Here is a 23301-nt window from a genome sequence, read left to right on the forward strand (position 1 = left end):
CGTGGCCGCCCTGCTCGACCGTGGTGCCCATCCGGCGGACCGGGCGGCGAGCGGGGGCCCCCGGGCGCCCTGCCCCGCCGTCGGCCCCGCCCGGCTCCGCGGGCTCAGGGCAGCGGGACGCCCCGGGCCGTGACCCACAGCTCGTACCACTCCTCGTGCGTGAGGTCCGGCTCGCGGAGCGCCGCGTCCCGGCAGGCGCGGATCCGCTCGGGCCGGGCGGTGCCGATGACCGGGGCGATCCCGGCCGGGTGCCGGCTCACCCACCACAGCAGCACCGACTCCGGCGTCGTGCCCTTGCGCCGGGCGAGTTCGGCCAGGAGGTCGGCGGTGGCCCGTTCGGCGTCCGTCTGCTGGCGGCCGGTGAACCGCCCCTGCGCCATCGCCCCCCAGGCCTGGAGCCGGATCCCGTGGTCGCGGCAGTGCTCCAGCGTCCCGACGGGGAACCCGTTCCGCGTGGAGTCCGGGGTGTTGAGCAGGACCCCGGCCTCGACCCAGTCCCGGCTGTGCAGGCTCATCTCCAGCTGGTTCGCCACCAGCGGCACGTCGAGCCGGTCCTGGAGCGAGGCGATCTGCGCCGCCCCCATGTTGGACACCCCGAACTGCCGTACGAGGCCCTGCCGGTGCAGCGACATCAGCGCCGACGCGATCTCGTCCGGGTCCGCCAGGGGGTCAGGGCGGTGCAGGAGGAGGACGTCGACCACGTCGGTCCGCAGCCGGGTCAGGCTCTCCTCCACCCGCCGGACGATGCTCGGACCGCGCAGGTCGTACATGCCCGGCCGGTCCTGGCCGGCCGGCCGGATCCCGCACTTGGTCTGGAGGGTGATGCGCTCGCGCAGCCCGGGCGTCCTCGCGAGCACCTCGCCGAAGACGGCCTCGGACTTGCCGCCGCGATAGATGTCGGCGTGGTCGAAGGCGGTGATCCCGCTGTCGAGGGCGGCGTCGATCGCCGCCTCGGCGGCATCGATGTCCGCGGGCCCGTACGCACCGGGCTCCCAGCTCCCGCCCAGCCCCATGCACCCGTACAGCACCCGGTCACCGCTCATGCCCGCCCCCTCGTTCGTCACCACGCCCCCACCCTATGGGGTGCCCCCGCCAGGGAGCCGGGCCCGGGCGTACCCGGGCCGGCCCATGGACGGATCGGTTCCGGTCCACCCCGATGCACGGCCTGACCGGCCCGTACTCAATGATGGCGGGATGCACAGACTCACCGGGACCGGGATCCGCGGTCGCTCGCGCCGCTTCGGCCGCGCGGCGGCGGTCCTCGGTCTGCTCACCACCGCGGCCTGCACGTCCGCACCCGACGCCACGATGCCGTCGGCGCTCCCTCCCGAGTCCACGCACGACACGGTGACCGTGGCCACCTGGAACATGTGCGGGGTGGAGCAGTGGGGCTGCGAGGACAAGGGCGGCCCGGACGACAAGTTCCTGCAGCTGCGCGCCCTCGCCGAATGGCGCGGAGTGCGCGTCATGCTCCTCCAGGAGGTCTGCTCCGAGGACCTGCTGTCGGCCGCCCGCCGGCTGGGCAAGGACTGGCACAGCGCGTTCGACCCGTACGTCAGCGTGGACGAGGCCGGCCGCAGCGAGCCCGTCGGCTGCACGGGAGAGGGCCGGGGGCAGGCCGGTTCCGGGCTGCTGGCGGCGTCCCCGCTCACCGAGGTCCAGGCCGTGCCGACCGAGCAGCCGACCGCCGGAGTGCACCGGCGGTTCCTCTGCGCCCAGGTTCCCGGCCAGGGGGTCCGGGTGTGCAACGGGCACGTCGCGCTGCGCGGCGCCGATACGGCGCACCCCGATCGGGACTTCCGCGAGGACCAGCTCCGCTCGCTCTTCGAGGCCGCGTCCCAGCACGCCCCGGACCGCACGATCGTGGGCGGCGACTTCAACTCGCCGCCGCCGGTCGGCGGGAGCTCCACCACCCGGCTCTGGCCGGCCGAGGCCTACACCACGTACCAGGAGTGCGACCAGAAGGGCGGGTCCCGGGCGGGACGCCGCACCCACGAGGACGGGGCGAAGATCGACTACCTGTTCACGGCGCTGCCGCGCACCGGATGCCAGGTCGTGGACACCAAGTCCTCCGACCACCGGGCCCTGGTGATGCGGGTGAGCCGTCCCGACCCCGAGGTCAGTACCTCGTAGCGGTGTAGCCGCCCTGCGTCGGCACGATGTAGGCGTTCATCAGCACGAAGGGGACGGTGGCCCAGGCGCAGGCGTTGCCCGCCGCGTCCACCGCCACGGCCTCGACCGCGTGGTCGCCCTCGATCCAGGCCCAGCCCGGATCCCAGGCCCAGGCGCCGTCGGCCGTCACCTCGCACGTCCCCAGGACCGCGCCGCGCTCCTGGAAGTCCACCCGCACCGCGCCCGGGGCGAGGCCCGTGAAGCGCACCGCCGGGCCCTGCACCTGCTGGCCGGGAACCGGAGAGGTCACGGTCAGGACGGGCGGCAGCCCCGGCGCCTGCCCGCCCGCGCCGGCCGGGGCGGTGGGCTGCGAGGGCGCGAAGGGCTCGTCGGTGGCGGTGAACACCACTTCGGTGCGCCTGGAGTGGAAGTTGTTCGCGTCCACCCCGAAGAGGCGCACCACGTGCCGCCCCTTGGCCCAGGGCCTCTCCCGCTCCCAGCTCCAGCCGCCGTCGGGGGCGACCGGCGGGGAGCCCTGGAACTTCCCGTCCTCCCAGATGCTGACGCGCACCGCACCCGGGGCGGAGCCCGCGAAGCGGACGGCCCGGGCCGGCAGCCGCTCCTCCGCCGCGGGCGTCAGCACCACCGGCGGGGGGAAGTCGTCCCCGCGCACCTGCGAGGTCGCCGACAGGTACGCGTCGATCGCCGCCGTGTCGCGCTTCGGCTCCTCGTGGCCGTTGCGGACGGCGCCGAAGCGGGGAACGATCCCGTGCGAGACGAGGTTCAACAGCCCCACCAGAGAGGGGATGTTCCGCGTCGTCACCTTGTCGTGGCCCGAGATCAGGGGGGAGTCGTTGAAGATGAAGTTGAAGTTCTCGTAGCCCTGGAACAGGCCGAGGAACGGCTCGATGTGGATCGGGTACTGCCGGTCCTGGGGCGAGGAGACCAGGTAGATGTTGGCGGAGCGGTTGGCGCTGCCGCGCACCACCTCGGGGAGGACCGAGTCGAGGAAGCGCACCTTGTCCTCCGTCACCTCCCCCATCATCGCGCGGGCGGCGCCCGCCATGGCACTGACCACGAACGTGCCGATCCGGAACTGCGGCGCACTGGCGATGATGTTGCGGTAGCCGTACTTCAGCCCGAAGTGGAGCGCCGCGCTGCCGCCCTTGGAGCTGCCGAACATCGTGCACTGGTCCGGGGTCAGCGACAGCGCGGTCATCACGCGCGCGATCAGCCCGGCGACCGACTGCTCGATGCCGAAGTCCATCCCCTTGCACAGGTAGTAGCTGTTCGCCCCGTCGAAGGAGTCGCGGATCCACAGGATGTTCGCCCGGACGTTGTCGAGGAGTCCGCCCCCCATCCCGTACTCACCGGGCGCGTTGAGGTTGGCGAACACCACCACGAGGTGGCGGCTGCCGTTCTTGGCGTGGGAGAACCGGTACTCGACGGGGACCGGCCCGGAGGGGTCCACGCCCGTGATCACTCGGCGCTCGTTCTTCGCTGTGTCAGACATGCTCGTCAATCCGTTCTCGTCACGGCCCGGCAGGAACCCTCACCGCGGGTCAGTGCCTCGCGCCGGAGTAGCCGCCGGGGCCGGGCACGGTGTAGGAGGCGCCCACCGCGAAGGGGACGGAGATCCAGGCGGAGGCGTTGCCGCCGGCGCCCACCGCGACGGCCTCCACGAAGTGCGGCCCCTCGTTCCAGGCCCAGTTCGACTCCCAGGTCCAGTTGCCGTCGGCCGCGACGGGGCAGGCTCCCAGGCTCATCCCGGCCTCCTGGAACTCCACCCGCACCGCGCCGGGGGCGAAGCCCGCGAACCGGGGGACGGGGCCCGGCACCTGCTGATGGGCACCGGGCGAGGTGACGGTCAGCGCCAGGGGCTGGGCCGGCGCGGACACGGGGCCGGGCGCGTCCACCGGGTCCACGACCGTGAAGACCACTTCGCTGCGCCCCGAGTGGAAGTTGTTCGCGTCCACCGCGAAGAGCCGCACCACGTGCCGCCCCTTGCCCCAGGGCTTGTCCCGCAGCCAGCTCCAGCTGCCGTCGGGGGCGACCGCCGGGGAGCCCTGGAACTTGCCGTCCTCCCAGATGCTGACGCGCACCGCACGCGGCGCGGACCCCACGAACCGGACCGCGTGCGCGGGCAGCCGCTGGTCCGCAGCCGGCATGAGCACCACCGGCGCCGGGAAGTCCTCGCCGCGCACCTGGGAGGTAGCCGACAGGTACGCCTCGATCCCGGACGTGTCGCGCTCCGGCTCCTCGTAGCCGTAGCGGACGCCGCCGATCACGGGGCTGATGCCGTCGACGAGGAGGTTCAGCAGTCCCATGATGACGGGGACGTTGTGGGGCACCACCTTCGGCGAGCCGGTGACCAGGGTGGAGTCGTTGAAGACGAAGTTGAAGCGCTCGTATCCCCGGAACAGGCCGAGGAAGGGCTCCACTTGGCGCGGGTACTCCTCGTCCTGGGGCGAGGAGATCAGGTAGATGTTCGCCGCCGGGTTCGGGCGGGCGCGCACCAGGTCGGGGAGGACCGAGTCGAGGAAGCGCACCTTCTCCTCCGTGACCTCCCCCATCATCGGCTGCGCCGCGCCCGGCAGGCTCTGCCGGACGTACGTCCCGATCAGGAACTGGGGCACGCCGGCCACGATGTTGCGGTAGCCGTACTTCAGCCCGAAGTAGAGCGCCGCGCTGCCGCCCTTGGAGCTGCCGATCATCGTGCACTGGTCCGGGGTCAGCGACAGCGCGCCCGCCACGCGCGCGATCAGCCCGGCGACCGCCTGCTCGACGCCGAAGTCCATCCCCTTGCACAGGTAGTAGCCGTTCGCCCCGTCGAAGGAGTCGCGGATCCACAGGATGTTCGCCCGCACCTTGTCCAGGACTCCGCCCGACATCCCGTAGTCGTCGGGCGCCGCGGGGTTCGCGAACACGACGACCAGGTGCCGGTTGCCGTTCCTGGCGTGGGAGAACCGGTACTCGACGGGAACCGGCCCGGAAGCGTCCACGCCCGTGACGATGCGACGCGCGTTCTGGCCTGCCTCAGACATGCTCGGAATCCATCCTTCTCACCTGGCGCGGCATCTGGCCGAGGGTGCCCGCGTTCCAGGGGCCCGGCCGGCCGGGGGTGCGGGGGGGCACCGCACCGACGGCCGGCGCCTGCGCATGGGCGGGGTCGAGGTCCCCGCCGGCGATCAGGATCCGGTCGGTCAGCCGGGCCGCCGCGTAGCCGTCGTCGAGGTCGCAGAACTCCTGCTGGAACCAGCGGTAGCGGGCCGCGTAGCCCTGCTGGATCCGGTCGATGTCGCGGATCGCCCCGACCAGCTCCGGGGAGTCGTACAGCAGCGGGCCGGGTGCGGACTGCTCGAAGTCGAAGTAGAACCCGCGCAGGGTGTCCCGGTAGTGGTCGAGGTCGTACGTGAAGAAGAGGATCGGCCGCCCGGTGTTGACGAAGTCGAACATCAGGGAGGAGTAGTCCGTGATCATCACGTCGGTGATGAGGGAGAGGTCGGCCATGTCCGGGTAGTCGGACACGTCGAAGACGAACCCGTCACCGGCGCCGGGCACCGGGTCCACGACGTTGGGGTGGCGGCGCACCAGCAGGACGTGGTCGTGGCCCAGCCGCGCCCGGGCGTCTTCCAGGTCGATGCGGAAGTCGAGCTTGTACTTGCCCGGCGCGTAGAACTGGTCGTCGCGCCAGGTCGGTGCGTACATGACGACCCGCTTGCCGGGCGGCAGGCCGATGCGGCGGCGTACCTCCACCGCCCGCTGTCCCGAGTCGGCGCGGCGCAGGACGTCGTTGCGGGGGTAGCCGCTCTCGACCATCTCGCCGGGGAACTGGAAGGCGCGCTGGAGGATGGGGGTGCTGAAGCTGTTCGGGGAGACCAGCATGTCCCAGTTCCGCACCTCCTTCTCCACGCGCTCCAGGTACCGCTTGTCCGCGAAGTGCACGGCTTCGATGTCGTGCCCGATCTTCTTGAGCGGCGTGCCGTGCCAGGTCTGGACGACGACCTGCCCTTCGCGCTTCTCGAACCAGTCGGGCAGGTGGTTGTTGGCGACGACGTAACGGGACCGGGCCATGGCCGCGTACCAGTCGGGGGACCACATGCGGACGGGGCGGGCGGTCGGGGGGACGGCGACCTGGTCGTCGCGCACGACCCACAGGTGCTCGAGGTCGACGCCTCGGCGGACCATCTCCTCGTGCAGGGCGCGCGGGCTGTCGGAGTACTGGGTTCCCTTGAAGGCGTCGAACAGCACCGCCTGCCTGAGCGGCTTGCGCCGGGCGTCGGGGTAGGCCTTGGTGCGCAGCAGTTTCTGGCGGTACGGGCCGCGCGCCTCGTCGGGCATCGCCGAGTGGACCAGGAGGGAGAGCCGGTCGTACGCCTCCGCCTGCATCTCGTAGCGCCGGTCGTCGGCGGTCATCTCGCTGGGGAACGTGGGGATCAGTTCCTGCGCCATCTTGACCATGAGGTCGCCGGAACGGTTCTCCGGGGTGACCGCGGAGGGGTCCTGGCGGCGCAGGAAGAAGTCCCAGCGGCCGGAGGCCAGCGGGATCTGGCCGGCCAGGGTGCGCATGGCGGCGGGCTCCAGGACGAAGCGGAACTCCTGGCCCTGCCAGGTGATGGGGACGACGCGCTCGGCGCCGTGGGCGCGGGAGCGGACCACGATGTGCGCCGCGGCGTACTCGGACGCGCTGAGCATGTCCTCGGCCGCGTAGCCGACGACGATCTCCGCGGAGCCGTCCTGGCGCCAGGTGACGGATTTGGCGAGGGGAAGGGTGTCCCGCTCGAACAGCACCACGTAACCGGAGCCGTTGCGGTGCACGACGACCTCGCGGTCCCCGTTCGGCGTCTGCAGTGCGGCGGGCAGGCGGTAGTGGCCGTCGGTGGCCTCCTCCGCCATCACGGGGTAGATGGCCGCCTTGCGGCCCTCGACGTGGAGGGTGGTCTTCCAGCCGTTGGCGCCGGTGTTCCAGGTCTGCGGGACCCCGTCACCGGAGTTCGTGCGGTGGCCGGGAACGAGCGCCTTGACGGGGATGCGGGTCACGAAGGTGTACCAGCCCTCGCCGCCCGGCTTGAAGTGGACCCAGGCGTCGTGACGGCCGGCGCCGCCCATGCTGGTCACCCGGAACTTGCCCCAGTCGGGCAGCTTGGGCCCGAGGTAGACACCGCCGAGTTCGATGTTGTCGCCGACGATCCGGTGCCGGGTGATCCGGCAACGGACGATCTCCACGCGGAGCTTGAGCTTGCCCTGGAGGAAGAGCGGTACGACGCGGGTGTTCTTCTCGACGTACTGGTAGGGCGGGTTGGCGGCGGTGCCCGCGCCGCCGCGCGCGATGCCCTTGTAGCGGAACAGCCCTCGGCTCAGCACGCCGGCGGCCACGTCCCACGTCCCCTCGACCCACTTGCCCTTGCGCTTGAGGCGGGAGGCGTCGAAGTTGACCTGGAATCCGGACCAGTCGTAGCAGTAGCGGTTCTGGTTCGAGTGCTCGGTGGCCGTGGGGTAGTACGTGGTCTTCGCCTTCGCGACGACGACCCGGCCCTGCTTCTTGTTGCGCAGCGCGATCGCCTTCATCGACATGTGCCGCTTGTGCACGTTGATGAAGCGGACGTAGGCGGACCCTTCGAGGGCCAGGTGTCCGGAATCGTCCCAGCGCGCGCTGGTCAGGGAGCCGTGCAGCGACAGTTCCTTGTCGAGCCGGTAGGCGCTCTTGTCGAGGCCGATCGAACGGTCGCCGAGATAGGGATAGTTGAGGTAGCGGTGCAGGCGCCGCTGGACGGGCAGCGGGCCGCCCTTGCGCTCGAACTCGACGACGTCGAGCAGTTCCTTCAGGCGGCCTTCGCGCACGAGCAGCCATTTGACGCGGGCGTCGGCGGGGAGTTCGCCGATGATGTCCTCGTCGGCCTCGTCCAGGAACTCGTTCGCCCAGCGCATGAAGGCGTCCCGGTATTGCTCGTCGGCGTCCGGCAGCACCTTCAGATGCAGCATCAGGTCCGACTTCAGACAGGCGAGGTCGTACTTCCGCTTGTGCTCGCTGTACGAGCGGGCGCGGTGTCCGGCGAGGAAGCGGCTGACCGACTGCACGGCGGCGACGCGGTCCTGCAGATTGCTGAATTCGGTGTGCCGCTGCGTGATGGAGGGCGCGGCACCCCCCTCGCGCCGGCGCCAGAAATAGACGATATCCGTGAGGATGTCCACTTTGGTGGCGCGGAAATGGGCGAACATGTTGACCCAGGAATCCTCATACATCACGCCCTCGGGGAAGGCGATGTAGTGGTAGTCCCAGAAAGAGCGCCGGAACAGCTTGTTCCAGACGGTCCGGTCGTAGATGAGCTCCGGCACCTTGGTGATGTGCGTGCCGCGCTTGCTGCGCTGCATGGGCGCCTTGTGCAGCGGGGACTGCCACTTCTTGGTGGAGTTCATCATCTGCACGTTGCCCGACACGAAATCGGAGCCCGACGCGTCGAGGGTGCGGACGAGCAGCTCGTAGGCGTACTCGGGTATGACGTCGTCGCCGTCGACGAACGCCAGGAATTCCGCCTCGGGATGGGCCGCGCGAATGCCGACGTTGCGGGCGTGCCCCGGCCCCATCGGCTCCTGGCGCAGGAGCCTGAACCTGGGGTCCCGGCGGGCGAAGTCGGCGGCTATCGCGGTCGAGGAGTCGGTCGAGCCGTCGTCGACCATGACGACCTCGAGGTCGGGGAACGTCTGCCGGGCTATCGACTCCAGGCATTCCTCGAGATAGATCTCGACGTCCTGAAAGGGAACGACAACACTCAGGCGGGGCGTACCGGCCACTCAGAAAACTCCTCGATCGCCACTCTTCTTGAGGCGTACGGCTCGCTGCCGTGGCATGAAGCCAGATCCGCCCCCGACCCTGACCACCGCCGCCTCGCCCCTCACCTCGCCCGTCCGGCCCGGTGCCGGTCCGCACACTTATGCGACCCTCACAGGGCGTGTGCAGCCTAGGCCAATCGTTTGACGCCGAGCAAGTATTCGGAAACGCCCCGGCCCCGCAATGTTTCGCATGTGTTAATGAGCAACTACTTCCCGGGCCCAGCGGGCTCGCCATCTGCGCAGTTGGGCGGGAGAAAGACCGGAATGGGCAATTCACCCCACGGGGCAAGATGACTCGGTGATGAAGGTCACCCGACGCAGCGCCAGGGCCCGAACGCGAGCCCCTCGGCCGCGAGATCCTGCCGGGCGATCCGCAGTCCGCCATCGGTGCCGATCATCGCGATCGTGACCGAGCCGCGGGCATCGAGGGCCACGGCCGGAAGCCCCGCGCACCGGTCCCCCACCGGGGCCCACCAGGTGCCGTACTGCTCACCCTCCGTGGGATAGGCGGCGATCTCCGGATGCCCCTCGGCTCCCCGCTGGAGCAGTACCGTGCAGTCGTACCCGTTGATGGGCGTACGGACGACACCGACCGGGCCGACGCCGCCCGCGCCGCCGAGCGACATGAACCCGCCCGTCGTCACCACGCCGGTCCCCGGGGGCCGGCAGGCGACGACGGTTCCGTCCGCGGGGGCGCGCCAGAAGTGGGTGGCGACACCGGGGCTCGTCTCGCAGGAGCTGTACGTGCCCTCGGCCGCGTCCGCCTCCATCCGTCCCAGCCAGGCGAAGGCCCCCTCCCCCGGCTTCTCCTGGCCCAGCTGCACGGCGCCGCCCCGGAAAGGTGCGAGGAAGCCGACCCGGCCCTGGCCGTGCTCCGTGGGCACGACCGCACCGCGGACCCACCTGAGCTCGTGGTCGGCCCAGGCGGCCCACGACCCGTCCTTGCGCTGGGTCCGGGCACGGACGCCCACGCCGAAACGGGTGGCGAAGTAGTGGAGGCAGCCCGCTCCGTCGGCGAGGACGACGGGGGTGCCCGGCTCGGGCGCCGACGCGTCGGCAGGCGGGAACGGGTTGCCCAGGACGCGCCAGTCGCTCAGCGGACGACTCGTCTGGTATTGGGCGGCCAGGACGAATTCGCGGCCCTCCGGCGCCCCGTCGCGGTGGCGGGTCGCGGCGAACCAGACGAATCCGTGGGCGTCCTGGGTGAGCGTGAACCGGCCGGTCCAGCCCTCCACGGGGAACAGGTGCGGTCCGTGCCAGAGGTCCGAGCCGGGCTCCGACTCGGTCCAGCGGACGAGGCCCTCGGCGCAGCTCGCGTAGGCGGTCAGCCGCCCGTCGCGCCCCAGACGCAGCCAGCCCGCCGCGGTGTGTCCGCCGTCGGCCGCCGCGGCGATCTCGGAGCCCGGGACCGCGGGCTCGCCGGCGGCGGCTCCCCGGTCGGTTCCCGCACGTCCGCGTCGCGCCATGTCCTGCCCACTCCTGCCCGAAATCGTCCCTCATGTCCGGCGTGGCCCGGCGGGCCGTTGGACAATTTACGGCAGCGCGGCAGCCCGTGGACGGCGGGGTCGGGTGCTCCCTCCGGCCCCCGGCATCCGTGCAACCCAGCCTGATCGGATCCCCTCCACCACCGGGCGCCGGGTGCGGCCCGGGGCGGCGGAGGCGGATGGGCGGGAGACGCCGCGGGCGCACCGGCGTGGTGCGGGCACACCCGCGCACGTCCGTACCCGGCGGTCAGGGAAGGGGTCTCGGCGGCGCGGCCTACCGGGTCACGGCAGGTCGCCGGTCGGCGGATCGGCGGCGTACACGTGGGGGTCGTCGGAGTCCCACTCCAGCAGCTCCGAGCCGCCGAGGACCACGTCGTCGGGATCGGGCATCCCGGCGCGCCGGAGGAACTCGATGACGTCCTCGTCCGAGCGGGCCACGCCGAGGGACTCCTCGCCGCCCGCGGTCCGCAGCGTGACCTGCCGGCCTCCCGACGGGAAGATCCGGTGGACGACGACCGGTGCGCGGTGCATGCCTCCACCCTCTCCCCCTCGGGCGGGCACGGCACCCCGAGGGGATCCGCTCAGGGGGTGCGGGCCGCGGCGGCGCGCGGGACGCGCGGGGCCGACGGCGCGGGATAGGTCGCCGCCTCGGCCCGCAGCACCTCCTCCACCTCCGCCTTGAAGGCGGGCGTGAACAGGTCGGCGTCCAGCAGCAGCCGCAGCCCTTTCAGGGTCGGCTCCAGCAGCGGCCGGGCCATCCGGGAGCCGCCGACGGCGACGCCCGGGAAGCCGGCCCGGAGCGTGTGCGCCCGCCCGGCCGGCCGCTCTTCGAGGCCCGCCGCCGTGAAACCGGCGAGCACGGCGAGCTCGGTGAGGAACCTGCGGGCTCCCAGGGCCATCTCCTCGGCCCCCTGGAGCGTCTGGACGGAGCCGCCCGCCACCGTGAAGTCGCCACCGGTCCGCTTGAGGCCCCGCGCCTCGTACACGGCGAGCGACTCCTCGAAGAGCCGGCCCGCCTCGTCGACCGCCTTCATCGCCGCCACCAGCTGGTCGATGCCGATCTCGCGCTCCACGCTGCCTCCTGGTCCGGGAACTGTGCTGCACAGACCGTAGGAGTCCGAGGCCGCGCTGCGGAACACCTGTGCCGGACGGAAACGGGGAAGTCACCGGACCGTCACCCGCCGGCCGGCGGCTTCAGCGCCTGCGCTGCGCGGGGGTGCCCACGAGGAGGGCGTCGGAGACGAGGCGCGCACCGCGGGCCAGCCGCCCCAGCTGTTCGAGTTCCACGGCGTACATCCGGATCGTGTTCTCGATGGCCGCCTCGCCGAGACCCAGCACGGGCAGCTCGGCCCGGCTGGTCTGCAGGGCCACGCGCACCGCGCGCATCTCGTGCTGGAGCTGGAGCTGGACGTGCCGGGCCAGCAGCGCGTGGTGCCGGGTCAGGGTCAGATAGCTGCCGTAGCGGGCCGGTAGGAGGTCCCGCAGCCAGCGCGTGGCCGAGCGTTCCCAGTCGTGGGTACCGGGCGCCTTGACCTGGAGGGGCCAATCCGGGCTACGCGTGATGGTGGCCGTCAGGGGCATTCTCGTCACTTCCGAGGGGTGTCGAACTCTGATCGAGACGTTGCTTGGGGCGGCCTCGGCCCAGGGGTTGACCGAGGCCGCCAGGGGCGCCCTGCGGGATCCGAAGGCCTGGACTCGACGCGTGCCACGACGTGAGGAGGTCGTCGTGCCGCGCGTGCGTTCAGGAGGGGGTCCTCCTCCTTGGCATCTGGTGGATCCGGAGCGCCGTCGTCAGTAAACATATATACCGTCGAGTAGGCAAGAGTATGAAAAATTTCATGCACATCAAAGGCTGAATATCCTCAGGTCAAAATCCGCGCAAATCGGTTCTGACCAGCTCTCAGAGGAAGAACCCGTGCTGGTCGGCCACGTGCTCGTAATCCTCCAGGCGCGCCTGGGTCCGCTCGGGATCGGCGTCCGCCATCGCCTGGAGCAGGGCCGCGGACAGCATGCCGGGAGCCGCGTACGAGTCGAACACCAGCCGCGAGCCCGTTCCGGCCTTCAAAGTCACGTCCGCCTCGTCCACCAGCGGCCCGAGGGTGGGATCCGTGATGAGGACGACGCGCAGCCCCGTACTGCGGGCGGCCCGGACGGCGGCCAGGGTCTCCCTGGCGTGCCGGGGCATGGCGAAGGCCAGCACCCAGGTCCCGCCGGCCGCCTTCGACTGCAGCAGCGCGTCGTAGGCCACGCTGCCGCCGCGGGTCACCAGGCGCACGTCGGGGTGGATGCGCCGGGCCGCGTAGGCGAAGTACTCGGCCAGCGACACCGAGATCCGCAGCCCGAGCACGGTGAGCGGCACCGAACCGGCCAGTTCGCGGCCGATGTCCAGCACCTGGTTGGTGTCCGCGAGCAGCCGGCGCACGTTCTCCAGGTTCTCGATCTCGGCGTCCACGGCGGCCTGCAGCTCGTTGCGGCGGATCTCCTCGCGGGTGTCCGGTGCGCCGGCGACGGCGCTGAGGGCGATGGGCTGGAGCACGTCCCGCAGGGCGGGGTAGCCGCTGAATCCGAGCGAGGAGGCGAAGCGGGTCACGGAGGGCTGGCTGACGCCGACCCGCTCCGCGAGTTCGGTGATCGACAGGAAGGCGGCCTCGGTGAGGTGGTCGATCAGGTACTGGGCGATGCGGCGCTGCCCCGGGGAGAGCCGGCGGCCGTCGAAGAGCGCGAGGAGCCGGTCGGCCGGGGGGCGGAACTCTTCCGACGACTGCCCGCTCGGCTTGATGGCCGCCGCCTGAGCGCGTGCCTGCTGCCCCGATGACACCGGAAGGGCCTCCTTGACTCTGTCACTCACGCTCAAACATAGCTCACGCCCCGTGGCCGACGAAGATCGGTCCAAGGCGCGGGCACCGCACGCGGCGGGACCCGCACACACCGGTGTGCGGGTCCCGTCCGGGCCGCTCGGGTCACCGTGCGGCGGGGTTCTCCCAGCGGTAGAACTCGTGGGCCATCGCGTCCTTCGGACTGCGCCACGTGTCGGGGTCGTGCGGGCTGATGTAGGCGGTGAGCCTCTCGCTGAGCTGCCGGAACTCCGGGTGGTCGGTGACCTGGGCGATGGCGGGGCCCGGTGGCCGGTCCGCCTCGATCAGGTGCATGTACACATCACCGAACTGGAACAGGCTGCGGCGCGTGACGCCGACCAGGTGCGGCAGTTCGCCCGCGTCCGAGCCGGCGAACAGGTCGGCGATGTCGGGGGCCGATCCCGGTGCCATGCGGGCGACGATGAGAGCGCGGTGCGTCTGGTTCATCCGGGGGTACTCGCCCTTCGTCTCAGATGCGGCTTACGGCGGGCGTGCGGCTGTCGCGTTCGCGCTGCTCGATCTTGTCCCGGATGAGCGCCATCTGGATCGGGGAGTTGCGGTTGATGTTGTCGGTCATCCACGCGTCGTCGACCGGCGCGTCCGGCTTCATCGCGAAGTCCTGGGTCCACTTCATCCGCGTGCCGCCCGGCACCGCGAAGTACTGCCAGTGGATGTCCATGTGCGCGAACGGGCCGGTCTCGACGCGCCGGGCGCGGACGGTGAGGCTGTCGCGGTCCACGGTCCGCTCCGAAACCCAGCTCCACACCTTGCCGTTCTCGTCGGGGTGCATGGTCAGGCGGAAGCGGGTGGTGGCCCCCTTCTGCTCCAGGATCTCCAGCGAGGCGTACTCGCTGAAGAGCTGGGGCCAGTTGGGAAGGTCGTTGGTCATCTCCCACACCACGTCCACGGGCGCGTTGACGGTGATCTCGTTCTCCGTGTGTCCTGGCATGTCAGGCTCCTGTCATCAGGCTGTTGTTGACGAGGTCGAGGAACTCGCCGGGGGTCTTGCAGCGGTCGGCGTCGGCGGGCAGCGCCCGCCCGCGCCGGTTCTCCAGCTCGCCGACGATGCCGAGCAGGCCCAGCGAGTCCAGGCCGTACTCGTCGAAGGCCGAGTCCGGACGGTTCGCCAACTCGGCGGGGTCGACGGTGATGCCGGCGGTCTTCATCAGGGCCGCCAGCTCCTCCAGGGTCAGTCGGTCGGACATGGTGGCTTCTCTCTTCCTACGGGGGGCCGCGCGACGTGAACCGGACGCGGGCCCCGGGTGAACTGCGCCTCCTTCACCGGCTCTTCGCGCCCTTGCGCAGGACGAGCGCGGAGTTCGAGCCCATGCGGCCGCGGCTCAGCACGAGCGCGGTGCGCAGGTCCGCGGAGCGGGCGCTGCCCGTGACCACGTCGAGGTCGTGGCACACGTCGAAGACGTTCGGGGTCGGCGGGACGATCCCGTGCTCCAGCGCCAGCACCGCGGCCGCGGTGTCGAGGGCGGGCGCCGCGCAGTACGCCCGGCCCGTACCGGTCTTCGGCGCCGTCACCGGCACCGCGCGCCCGTGGGCGCCGAGGGCCGCAGCGATGGCCGCCGCCTCGGCCGCGTCGGCCTCCGGCGTCCCGAGCGCGTCGGCGAAGACCACGTCGACCTCCTCCGGGGCGCAGCCGGCCTCCCGGAGCGCCCCCCGGATCGCGTGGGCGAGGCCTTCGCCCGCCTCGTCCGGCCGCCGGGTGCCGCTGAAGGTGGCGGCGTGGCCGGCCAGCACGGCGCGTACCGTGGCGCCCCGGCCGAGGGCCGTGGCCTCGTCCTCGACGAGGAACATCGCGCCGCCCTCCGCGGGGACGTACCCGCAGGCCTTGGCGGTGAAGGGGCGGTAGGCGCGCTCGGGGTCCTCGCCGGTGCTCAGCCCCTCGTACTCCAGCTGGCAGACGATGGAGTACGGCGCGAGGGGCGCCTCGGTCGCCCCGACGAGCATCGCCCGGCTGCCCTGGCGGATGGCCCGCGCGGCGTGAGCGAAGGCGTCGAGCCCGCCCGCCTCGTCGCTGGCGACGACCCCGCACGGGCCCTTGAGGCCGCGGCGGATGGAGATCTGGCCGGTGCTGGCGGCGTAGAACCAGGCGATCGACTGGTACGGGCCCACGTAGCGGGGGCCCTGGTCCCAGAGCCGTTGCAGTTCGCGCTGGCCGAACTCGCCGCCGCCGGACCCGGCGGCCGTGACCACCCCGACCGAGAAGGGGTCGGCCTCGTAGTCGGCCCGGCCGAGCCGGCCGTCCGCCAGGGCCAGGTCGGCCGCGGCGAGGGCGTGGTGGGTGAACCGGTCGGTCTGGACGAGGAAGCGCTCCTCGACCATCGCGCCGGGATCGAAGCCCCGTACCTCGCCGGCGACCCGCAGCGGGAGGTGCTCGCAGCCCGCCCGGGTGACGCGGTCCAGCACGCTGAGGCCGGCGTGGGTGGCCTTCCAGAAGTCGTCGGCGCCGATGCCGTTCGGCGCGACGACCCCGATGCCCGTGATGACCGTACGGCGGGTCACGAGACCTCCTCCTTGGGCCGGGTCATGACCACGGCGGACTGGAACCCGCCGAAACCACTGCCGACCGACAGCACGCTGCGCAGCCTGCTCTCGCGGGCGGTGCGGGGGACGTAGTCCAGGTCGCACTCGGGGTCCGGCGTCTCGTAGTTCGCCGTGGGCGGTACCACCTGGTGGGTCATCGCGAGCACACACGCCGCCAGTTCGATCGCCCCGATGGCGCCGAGGGAGTGACCGACCATGGACTTGATGGAGGTCATCGGCGTCTTGTAGGCGTGCTCGCCCAGGACCCGCTTGACGGCCGCCGTCTCGTGGCGGTCGTTCTGCTTGGTGCCGGATCCGTGCGCGTTGACGTAATCGATGTCCCTCGCGTCGATTCCGGCCTGGTCCAGCGCGGTCCGGATGGCCCGGGCCATCTCCAGGCCCTCGGCGGTCAGCCCCGTCATGTGGTGGGCGTTGCCGAAGGTGGCGTAGCCGCCGATCTCGCAGTAGACGTGCGCACCGCGGGCGCGGGCGTGTTCCAGCTCTTCGAGTACGAGGACGGCGCCGCCCTCGCCGAGGACGAACCCGTCCCGGTCGGCGTCGAAGGGCCGGGAGGCGTGGGCCGGGTCGTCGTTGTTCGGCGAGGTCGCCTTGATGGCGTCGAAGCAGGCCACCGTGATCGGCGATATGGGCGAGTCCGAGGCTCCGGCGATGCACACGTCCATCCGGCCCTCGGCGATCGAGTGCACGGCGTACCCGACGGCGTCGAGTCCGGAGGTGCAGCCGGTGGACACGGTCTGCACGGGGCCGCGCGCACCCGTCTGCTCCGCGACGGCGGAGGCGAGGGTGGCGGGGGTGAAGGCCCGGTGCAGATGGGGCCCGGCGAACTTGTGGTCCACGTCCCACCAGGCGCCCGACTGGCTCACGGCTACGTAGTCGTGCTCCAGACGGGTGGTCCCGCCGACGGCGGTGCCCAGGGAGACGCCGGTGCGCCAGGCCTCGTCGGTGGTGAGGTCGAGCCCCGCGTCGAGCAGGGCTTCGCGGGCGGCGACGAGGGCGAACTGGATGTACCGGTCCGCCCGGGCCGCCTCCCCCTCGCCGAGGCCGTGCGCGGCGGGGTCGAAGTCGACCTCGGCGGCTATCCGGGAGCGGAAGCCGGCCGGGTCGAACAGGGTGATGCCGCGGGTCGCCGTCCGGCCGTTGGCGAGCAGGTCCCAGAAGGCCGAGACGCCGATCCCGCCGGGCGCGACGACGCCGACCCCGGTGACCGCCACCCGGCGGCCGGTCACGAGACCGCTCCCGTGCGGTCCGGGGGCTGCTCCCAGGCGGTGCCCTCCGGGTTCGGGGCCGCCTCGGTGTCCACGTGGCCCAGTTCGGGGCGCGGCGCGAGCGGTCCCAGGTGGAAGACCATGCGGGCCTCGGTGTCCCCGACGTTGCGGAACCGGTGGCGGACGTTCAGCGGGACGAGCAGGCCCTGGTCGGTGCGCAGCGGGTGGGCCTCGCCGTCGAGGTCGACCTCCAGCCGGCCGGCGACCACGTACACGAACTCCTCGGAGTACGGGTGGTAGTGCTCGGCGATGGACTCTCCGGGGGCCATGACAGCCAGGCCCATGAAGCCGCTGGTTGAGCCCACCGAGGTCGGGGTGAGCACGGCCCTCAGGTCGCCACCGCGCCGGCGGTTGGGCGGCGTCTCGCTGAGGTCGACGATGCGTGGACGCTGTCTGGTCATAGCGGGTTCCTCCTGGCGTGTGGGAAGCCCGGACGGGCGGGGGGTGGGGGCCGGGGGGTCAGGACTGCGCGGGCGCCCGGCGATCGGTGATCAGGTTCATCGTGTGGCGGGCGGCGCGGGTCCGCTCGGCGGGCGCGGCCGTCAGCCGGTCCAGTACGGCCGCCTTGCGCGGGCCGCGCACCCCCAGGATGCTGTCGGGCTCGGCGTCGAGCGGGCCGCGCACGTCGACGAGGCGGACCACGATGTCGTCACGCTGGAAGATGCTGCTGCTCCGAACGGGGCTGTCCGGGCGGTGCGCGGCGGCCTCGTCCTGGCGGGAGAGGAAGCGGGCCAGCGCCTCGCCGCAGCCCGGCTTGGCCGGGTAGAAGAGCGCGTGGCGGGTGACGTCCTCGGTGTCCGGTTCCCCGGCGGCGACGTGGTGCACGGCGGGTAGCGCGGCCCGCATGAAGAACATCCGCGCGGACTCCGGGTCGTTCAGGTTCCGGTCCTTCTCCAGGTACGGGTTGATGGCCTCCTCGACGGCCCGCACCTCCGGCTGCTCGGAGACGTGCCGCAGGGCCGCCATCAGGTCGCCCTGGACCTCCACGGTCCGCACCACCCGGTTGCCGTGCATGAACAGGGAGGTCCGGCAGAGCCGGGTGTGCTCGTCCACGCGGGCGGCCGGAGAGGCGTAACTCGAGAGGATGGACGCGACCTCCTTCTCGCTGCCCGGTTTGACGGTGAAGGTCAGGGCGTGCCGGACGATGCCGGAGCCGAGCCGGGGCACGGGCTGCAGCCGGACGCGGGCGGGCCGGGCGGCCTGGTCGTAGCTGCGGCCGGTCTCGCGCAGGACGGTGAACTTGAGCGGCCGCATGACGCGGGCGCAGGCGCCGAGCGGTTTGACCTGTTCGGCGTGGTGCTCGCTGTTGACCCAAGCGAGGTACTGCGGCGCGCTCTCCCACTCGCTGGTGATGAGCCACTGGGAGGGATTCTCGAAGGACTGGCACAGCTGGTCGCTGATGTGGCCCGGGATCGACGCGATGTCGTGGCGGAGCTGTTCGTACGCCTCGAAAAACCGCTGCTGGGCCCCCTCGTGGAGGTCCATCAGCAGGACGACCCGGAGCATGGAGCCGTCGAAGGCTGACTGCGACACCCGTTCGGACAGGGTGGTTGTCATCTACTCACTCCTTCATGAGGGGGTGGAGATCCATCGCGCGTACGGACCCCTCGTCCGTCACCGGTGGCGTCCGCCCCCGGCCGGCGTGCCGTCTCGCTCGGGAAGGGCGGGCAGGCGCATCTCAGGGGGAGCCGCTGTCGCTCATCGTCATCCGAGTGGGGACGTACCGCTACATGTCCGGATCAAGCGGGTGACAACCGGCGAATCAACCGGGCCTAATCGACGATCGGGGGCATAAAGAGTCCACTCCCCCACACAGAAATCAGGAGCCCGCAGCTGATGGAAGACAACGCCGATGTTCGCGTACCGGTCCTCGTCGTGGGCGGCTCCCTCGTGGGCCTGTCCACCTCGCTTTTCCTGAGCCGCCACGGAGTGAGGCACCTTCTGGTCGAGAAGCACGCCGGTACCTCCCCGCACCCGCGCGGCCGCGGCATCAACGCCCGGACGATGGAGCTCTTCCGCACCGCAGGGGCGGAGCGCGCGATCCGCCGGGCGGCGTCCGCGCTGGAGGGGATCCAGGGCATTCTGCAAGCCCGGTCACTGACCGGCGGCGACCACAACTGGCTGATCAAGTCGGTCGACCCGGCAGGGGCCCTGCGCAAGTTCAGCCCGACCGGCTGGTGCCTGTGCAGCCAGAACAACATCGAGCCGGTGCTGGCCGCGCAGAGCCGCGCGCAGGGGGCCGACATCCGGTTCTCCACCGAGCTGATGAGCTTCGACCAGGACGAGACGGGGGTGACCGCCCTGGTCAAGAACCGCGAGACCGGTGAGCACACCACCGTGCGGGCCGATTTCGTGATCGCCGCCGACGGCCCGCGCAGCCCCGTACGGGAGCAGCTGGGCATCCCCCAGACGGGTAACGGCGAGCTGTTCCACAACGTCAGCGTCACCTTCCGCTCGGAGCGGCTCATCGAGGTGCTGGGCGACCTGCGCTTCATCGTCTGCTACCTGATGCGGCCGGGTGCGGACGGGGCGCTGCTGCCCGTGGACAACGCCGCGCAGTGGGTCTTTCACGCGCCCTGGCACCCGGACCGGGGCGAGACCCTCGAGGACTTCACCGACCAGCGGTGCGTGGAGCAGATCCGCAACGCCATCGGCGTGCCCGACCTGGACGTGGAGATCGGCGGCAAGGCTCCCTGGCACGCCGCCGAACGGGTGGCGACGCGGTACTCGGTCGGCAGGGTGTTCCTGGCCGGGGACGCGGCCCACGAGATGTCCCCGACCGGGGCCTTCGGCTCCAACACCGGTATCCAGGACGCGCACAACCTGGCCTGGAAGATCGCCGCGGTGCTCGACGGCTCGGCGGGCATCGGCCTGCTGGACAGCTACGAGGCCGAGCGGCTACCGGTGGCCAGGGCCACCAGCGAGCGCGCGTCGGCCCGTTCGGCGGAGCACAGCCACCCGGGGTACGCGCCCCCGCCCACCATGGGCGGCGGGCCGGGCAGCGGGATCCTGCCCACGGCGATGGGGTACTGCTACCCGAGCGGCGCGGTCGTCGGCGGCGATCCGGGACGACCGGTCATCCCCGAGGCGTTGCGCCTGATGGGTGACACCGGCACCCGGGCCCCGCACATGTGGCTGCTGAGGGCCGGCGAGCGGATCTCCTCCCTGGACCTGTACGAGCGCTCGTTCGTCCTGCTCAGCGGCGCCGGGACGCCGTGGCGGGATGCGGCCGAACGGGTGGCCGGGGAGCTTTCGGCCGTCCGGCTGGACGCCTACACCATCGGCTCGGGGCCGGACGCCGACCTGCTCCAGGAGACCGGCGCCGACTGGGCGGAGGCGCACGGGATGACGTCGGACGGCGCGGTGCTCGTACGCCCCGACGGGTTCGTGGCATGGCGCTCGGAGGGGGCCGTCGCGGATCCCGCGGCGGCGCTGCTCGAGGTCCTCACGACGGTGCTGCGGCGGAGGTGACCGCCTCGCTCCCCTGTCCGCCGGCCCTGTGCCCGGCCGGCGGACGGGGTTCAGCGGCAGGCCCAGCAGCCAGCCCAGCAGCCGGCGTCCGAGCGGGTGGCGCGCCGCCGGCCGGATCTGTGACCGGTCTCCGGTCCGGCGCACCGCGCCGCTACGCGGTCCAGGGCGGTGCGGCCCGCGTAGCAGGCGACCACGACGGCGATGGCCGCCAGTTCCTCGGGGCCGGCCTGGCCCCGCTCGACACGCAGCAGGCTCGATATCGGAACGTCGTTCGGCATCGGCACGGCCTCTCGTACGGGTGCTGTGCGCACGCCCCGCGACGGCCTGTCGGACGGGCCGTCCCGGCACCGGCGCGGGATGCGCTAGGGCGGCTCGGCGCGCCTCTCGGGCGTGATCCGTATCGTCCGCGCACCGCGCGTCTCGCGCGGTGGCGCACCGGCCGGGGGGTTCCTGTCGGGTCACCAGGACTCCTGACGCGACCGACGCTACAAGCGCGCGGCGCACCCGGCACGTTGGGCGGCCGGGGCCGCCCGGGCCGGCCCGTGCCCGCCGCGGCGCCGGCGGGCCGGCCGTGACCGGCCACGACGCCCTGCTCTGCCGGGGCTGCGCCGGCCGGCTGTACGCCGTCTGCACCACCGACGCCGGCGGCGGCCGCAGGAGCCGCGGCTCGGCCGTCGGCGAGTGGGAGGTCGACCACGAGATGCCGGTGCAGTGCCCGCTCTCCGGGCTGCTGCCGCTGACCGGGACGGCCGCGGCCGTCCATGACCTGCCCGGCGCGCGCGAGGTCCTCGGGCCGCCCGGCTGAGCCGCCCGGGATGGGGCCGTACGGGTGTATCCCGTCGGCGCGGCCCGCCGGCCGCGCCGACCGCGTTCGACGTCTGAACTCCAGCGGGCCCAGAGCCCTTTCCCGGTTCGAAGTCTTGACGCCCCGTCCGGAGGGGGAGCACAGTGTCGAGCGGCGCAGCTTGAGAGCGCTCTCAAAACAGGCTCCCGGCACATCGCGCCGGCCCGGCACTTCTCCCGGCTTCCCCCCGACCGCGCCTCACGGCGCTCAGAGAGGGCACCCATGCGTCAGACATCCCACACGAAACGGCCGGCCGTCCGGCGGGCCGTCTTAGCCGCGCTCAGCACGATCGCGGTGGCCGCGGCCGCCTCGGTGGCGGTCGTCCTGCCCGCCGGCGCCACGGCTCCCCCCACCCCGGCCGGCTGGTCCCAGGTGTTCCTGGACGACTTCGACGGCCCCGCCGGGTCCGGTCTGAACACCGCCGACTGGCAGTACACCACCGGTACGAGCTACCCCGGCGGGCCCGAGCGGTTCGGCACCGGCGAGATCGAGACGATGACCGCGGACCCCGCCAACGTCTCCCTCGACGGGGCGGGCAACCTGCGCATCACCCCGCGGCGGGACGCGGCCGGCAACTGGACCTCCGGGCGGGTGGAGACCCGGCGTTCGGACTTCCAGCCCCCGGCGGGCGGCACCCTGCGCGCCGAGGCCCGCATCCAGATGCCGAACGTCACCGGCCCCGCGGCCAAGGGCTATTGGCCGGCGTTCTGGATGCTCGGGGCTCCGTACCGCGGCAACTGGTGGAACTGGCCCGGCGTCGGCGAGATCGACATCCTGGAGAACGTGCAGGGCATCAACCAGGTCTGGGCGACCATGCACTGCGGCACCAGCCCGGGCGGCCCCTGCAACGAGAAGTCCGGCATCGGCGGGCAGCGCGTCTGCCCCGGCACCAGCTGCCAGGGCGGCTTCCACACCTACGCCGCGGAATGGGACCGCTCGACCGCGGTCGAGCAGGTGCGGTTCTACGTCGACGGGATCAACTTCCACACGGTGCGGGCCGACCAGGTGGACGCCGCCACCTGGACCAACGCCACGAACCACGGCTACTTCATCATCCTGAACGTCGCGATGGGCGGCGAGTTCCCGGCGGCCTTCGGCGGCGGCCCCGACGCGGCGACCGAGCCCGGCCACCCCATGGTCGTGGACTACGTGTCGGTCCTGCGCCGGGCCGGCGGCACCGCCCCGCCCACCACGCCCCCCACGACTCCCCCGACCACACCGCCGACGACTCCCCCCACCACACCGCCGGCCGGCAACCGCGACGCGTACGCCCCGATCCAGGCCGAGTCCTACGACTCCCAGGCAGGTGTGGCGAAGGAGACCACCACGGACACCGGCGGCGGCCAGGACCTCACCACCCTCGCCAACGGCGACTGGGCCGTCTACAAGGGCGTCGACTTCGGCCCGGCAGCCGCACGGCAGTTCCGCGGACGTGTCGCCTCCGGCGCCGCGGGCGGGGTCAGCGGCCTCGTCGAGGTACGGCTCGACAGCCCCACCGCGGCGCCGGTGGGCAGCTTCTCCGTGGCGAACACCGGCGGCTGGCAGAGCTGGCGCACGGTGCCGGCGAACATCACCGCGATCACGGGCACCCACGACGTGTACCTGACTTTCACCAGCGGCCAGAGCGCCGACTTCGTGAACCTCAACTGGTTCGACTTCGGCCACTGACCGGCCCGGACCGAGGAGAGCGCTCATGAACACCCCCATCGCACGGCGCTGGTGGACGTCCACCACCTGCCGGGCGGCGGCCTCGGCCAACAGAACCTCCCGATGACGGACAACGGCGGCACCTGGGAGCGGACCGTCACCGGCCTCGCCCCCCGCTCCGCCCTCCCGTACTGGTTCACGTACGAGAAAGGGCGGCCCGCTCCGCGGCACCCCCC

At 72.2% G+C, this 23301-nt stretch carries 21 protein-coding genes and 1 pseudogene; 5 read left to right on the forward strand and 17 right to left on the reverse strand.

The genetic code is table 11. The features are described 5' to 3' along the window. Positions 1-104: 104 nt before the first annotated feature. Positions 105-1067 carry an aldo/keto reductase gene (locus tag BGK67_RS05000; protein ID WP_244291150.1) on the reverse strand — a complete coding sequence of 321 codons (963 nt, stop codon included), beginning with the start codon at positions 1065-1067 and terminating at the stop codon, positions 105-107. Positions 1068-1194: 127 nt separating this feature from the next. Between BGK67_RS05000 and BGK67_RS05005 the strand changes: the two genes are divergently transcribed. Beyond that, the gene (locus BGK67_RS05005; protein ID WP_069918755.1) at positions 1195-2133 is read left to right on the forward strand and encodes an endonuclease/exonuclease/phosphatase family protein; all 939 of its coding nucleotides are present in this window, start codon (positions 1195-1197) and stop codon (positions 2131-2133) included. On the opposite strand, the gene BGK67_RS05010 is transcribed toward BGK67_RS05005, so the two are convergent. The 15 genes from BGK67_RS05010 to BGK67_RS05080 all read right to left on the reverse strand — a co-directional run bounded on the left by BGK67_RS05010 (position 2120) and on the right by BGK67_RS05080 (position 18660). Then, positions 2120-3625, reverse strand: coding sequence for a hypothetical protein (locus BGK67_RS05010; RefSeq protein ID WP_069918756.1), 1506 nt, complete (start codon positions 3623-3625; stop codon positions 2120-2122). The two genes, BGK67_RS05005 and BGK67_RS05010, sit on opposite strands and share 14 nt — an antisense overlap. Before the next feature lie 49 nt (positions 3626-3674). Next, positions 3675-5156: a hypothetical protein gene (locus BGK67_RS05015; protein ID WP_069918757.1), complete on the reverse strand. Its 1482-nt coding sequence runs from the start codon at positions 5154-5156 to the stop codon at positions 3675-3677. Further along, the gene (locus BGK67_RS05020; protein ID WP_069918758.1) at positions 5149-8904 is read right to left on the reverse strand and encodes a bifunctional glycosyltransferase/CDP-glycerol:glycerophosphate glycerophosphotransferase; all 3756 of its coding nucleotides are present in this window, start codon (positions 8902-8904) and stop codon (positions 5149-5151) included. Before BGK67_RS05020 ends, BGK67_RS05015 begins: the two co-directional genes overlap by 8 nt. Before the next feature lie 347 nt (positions 8905-9251). After that, positions 9252-10409, reverse strand: coding sequence for a hypothetical protein (locus tag BGK67_RS05025; protein ID WP_079154024.1), 1158 nt, complete (start codon positions 10407-10409; stop codon positions 9252-9254). Positions 10410-10709: 300 nt separating this feature from the next. Next, positions 10710-10958 (reverse strand): hypothetical protein, encoded by a 249-nt coding sequence (locus tag BGK67_RS05030; RefSeq protein ID WP_069918759.1) that lies wholly within the window; start codon positions 10956-10958, stop codon positions 10710-10712. 50 nt (positions 10959-11008) lie between these two features. Then, entirely contained in the window at positions 11009-11500 is a 492-nt protein-coding gene (locus BGK67_RS05035) for a hypothetical protein (RefSeq protein WP_069918760.1), read from the reverse strand. A gap of 121 nt (positions 11501-11621) precedes the next feature. Beyond that, the gene (locus BGK67_RS05040; RefSeq protein WP_069918761.1) at positions 11622-12008 is read right to left on the reverse strand and encodes a hypothetical protein; all 387 of its coding nucleotides are present in this window, start codon (positions 12006-12008) and stop codon (positions 11622-11624) included. A 319-nt stretch (positions 12009-12327) separates the two neighbouring features. Continuing rightward, on the reverse strand, positions 12328-13245 hold the full coding sequence (locus BGK67_RS05045; RefSeq protein WP_069918762.1) for a MurR/RpiR family transcriptional regulator: 918 nt from the start codon (positions 13243-13245) through the stop codon (positions 12328-12330). Positions 13246-13387: 142 nt separating this feature from the next. Continuing rightward, positions 13388-13729, reverse strand: coding sequence for a TcmI family type II polyketide cyclase (locus BGK67_RS05050; RefSeq protein ID WP_069918763.1), 342 nt, complete (start codon positions 13727-13729; stop codon positions 13388-13390). 22 nt (positions 13730-13751) lie between these two features. After that, a complete protein-coding gene (locus tag BGK67_RS05055; RefSeq protein ID WP_069918764.1) occupies positions 13752-14231 on the reverse strand; it encodes an SRPBCC family protein in 480 nt (159 codons plus the stop codon). 1 nt (position 14232) lies between these two features. Then, on the reverse strand, positions 14233-14487 hold the full coding sequence (locus BGK67_RS05060; RefSeq protein WP_069918765.1) for an acyl carrier protein: 255 nt from the start codon (positions 14485-14487) through the stop codon (positions 14233-14235). 73 nt (positions 14488-14560) lie between these two features. Beyond that, positions 14561-15796, reverse strand: a complete 1236-nt coding sequence (locus BGK67_RS05065) for a beta-ketoacyl synthase N-terminal-like domain-containing protein (RefSeq protein ID WP_069918766.1) — start codon at positions 15794-15796, stop codon at positions 14561-14563. Continuing rightward, complete coding sequence (locus BGK67_RS05070; protein WP_069918767.1) at positions 15793-17064, reverse strand: beta-ketoacyl-[acyl-carrier-protein] synthase family protein; 1272 nt, start codon at positions 17062-17064, stop codon at positions 15793-15795. The genes BGK67_RS05065 and BGK67_RS05070 overlap by 4 nt, the downstream gene beginning before the upstream one ends. Then, positions 17061-17504 (reverse strand): cupin domain-containing protein, encoded by a 444-nt coding sequence (locus tag BGK67_RS05075; RefSeq protein ID WP_069918768.1) that lies wholly within the window; start codon positions 17502-17504, stop codon positions 17061-17063. The genes BGK67_RS05070 and BGK67_RS05075 overlap by 4 nt, the downstream gene beginning before the upstream one ends. A 58-nt stretch (positions 17505-17562) precedes the next feature. Continuing rightward, positions 17563-18660: a SchA/CurD-like domain-containing protein gene (locus BGK67_RS05080; protein ID WP_069918769.1), complete on the reverse strand. Its 1098-nt coding sequence runs from the start codon at positions 18658-18660 to the stop codon at positions 17563-17565. A 279-nt stretch (positions 18661-18939) separates the two neighbouring features. On the opposite strand from BGK67_RS05080, the gene BGK67_RS05085 reads away from it, so the two are divergent. Continuing rightward, positions 18940-20574 (forward strand): FAD-dependent oxidoreductase, encoded by a 1635-nt coding sequence (locus BGK67_RS05085; RefSeq protein WP_069918770.1) that lies wholly within the window; start codon positions 18940-18942, stop codon positions 20572-20574. Between the two features lie 50 nt (positions 20575-20624). On the opposite strand, the gene BGK67_RS05090 is transcribed toward BGK67_RS05085, so the two are convergent. After that, positions 20625-20852, reverse strand: a complete 228-nt coding sequence (locus BGK67_RS05090; protein ID WP_069918771.1) for an acyl-CoA carboxylase subunit epsilon — start codon at positions 20850-20852, stop codon at positions 20625-20627. 293 nt (positions 20853-21145) lie between these two features. On the opposite strand from BGK67_RS05090, the gene BGK67_RS05095 reads away from it, so the two are divergent. The 3 genes and pseudogenes from BGK67_RS05095 to BGK67_RS41165 form a co-directional block, all read left to right on the forward strand. Beyond that, on the forward strand, positions 21146-21379 hold the full coding sequence (locus tag BGK67_RS05095; protein WP_069918772.1) for a hypothetical protein: 234 nt from the start codon (positions 21146-21148) through the stop codon (positions 21377-21379). A gap of 261 nt (positions 21380-21640) precedes the next feature. Continuing rightward, positions 21641-23086: a glycoside hydrolase family 16 protein gene (locus tag BGK67_RS05100; RefSeq protein ID WP_069918773.1), complete on the forward strand. Its 1446-nt coding sequence runs from the start codon at positions 21641-21643 to the stop codon at positions 23084-23086. Positions 23087-23137: 51 nt separating this feature from the next. Next, positions 23138-23272 (forward strand): annotated as a pseudogene (locus tag BGK67_RS41165) (glycoside hydrolase family 16 protein); the annotation flags it as partial. Positions 23273-23301: the final 29 nt, after the last annotated feature.

The organism is Streptomyces subrutilus (genome assembly GCF_001746425.1).
Taxonomy (GTDB): Bacteria; Actinomycetota; Actinomycetes; order Streptomycetales; family Streptomycetaceae; genus Streptomyces; species Streptomyces subrutilus_A.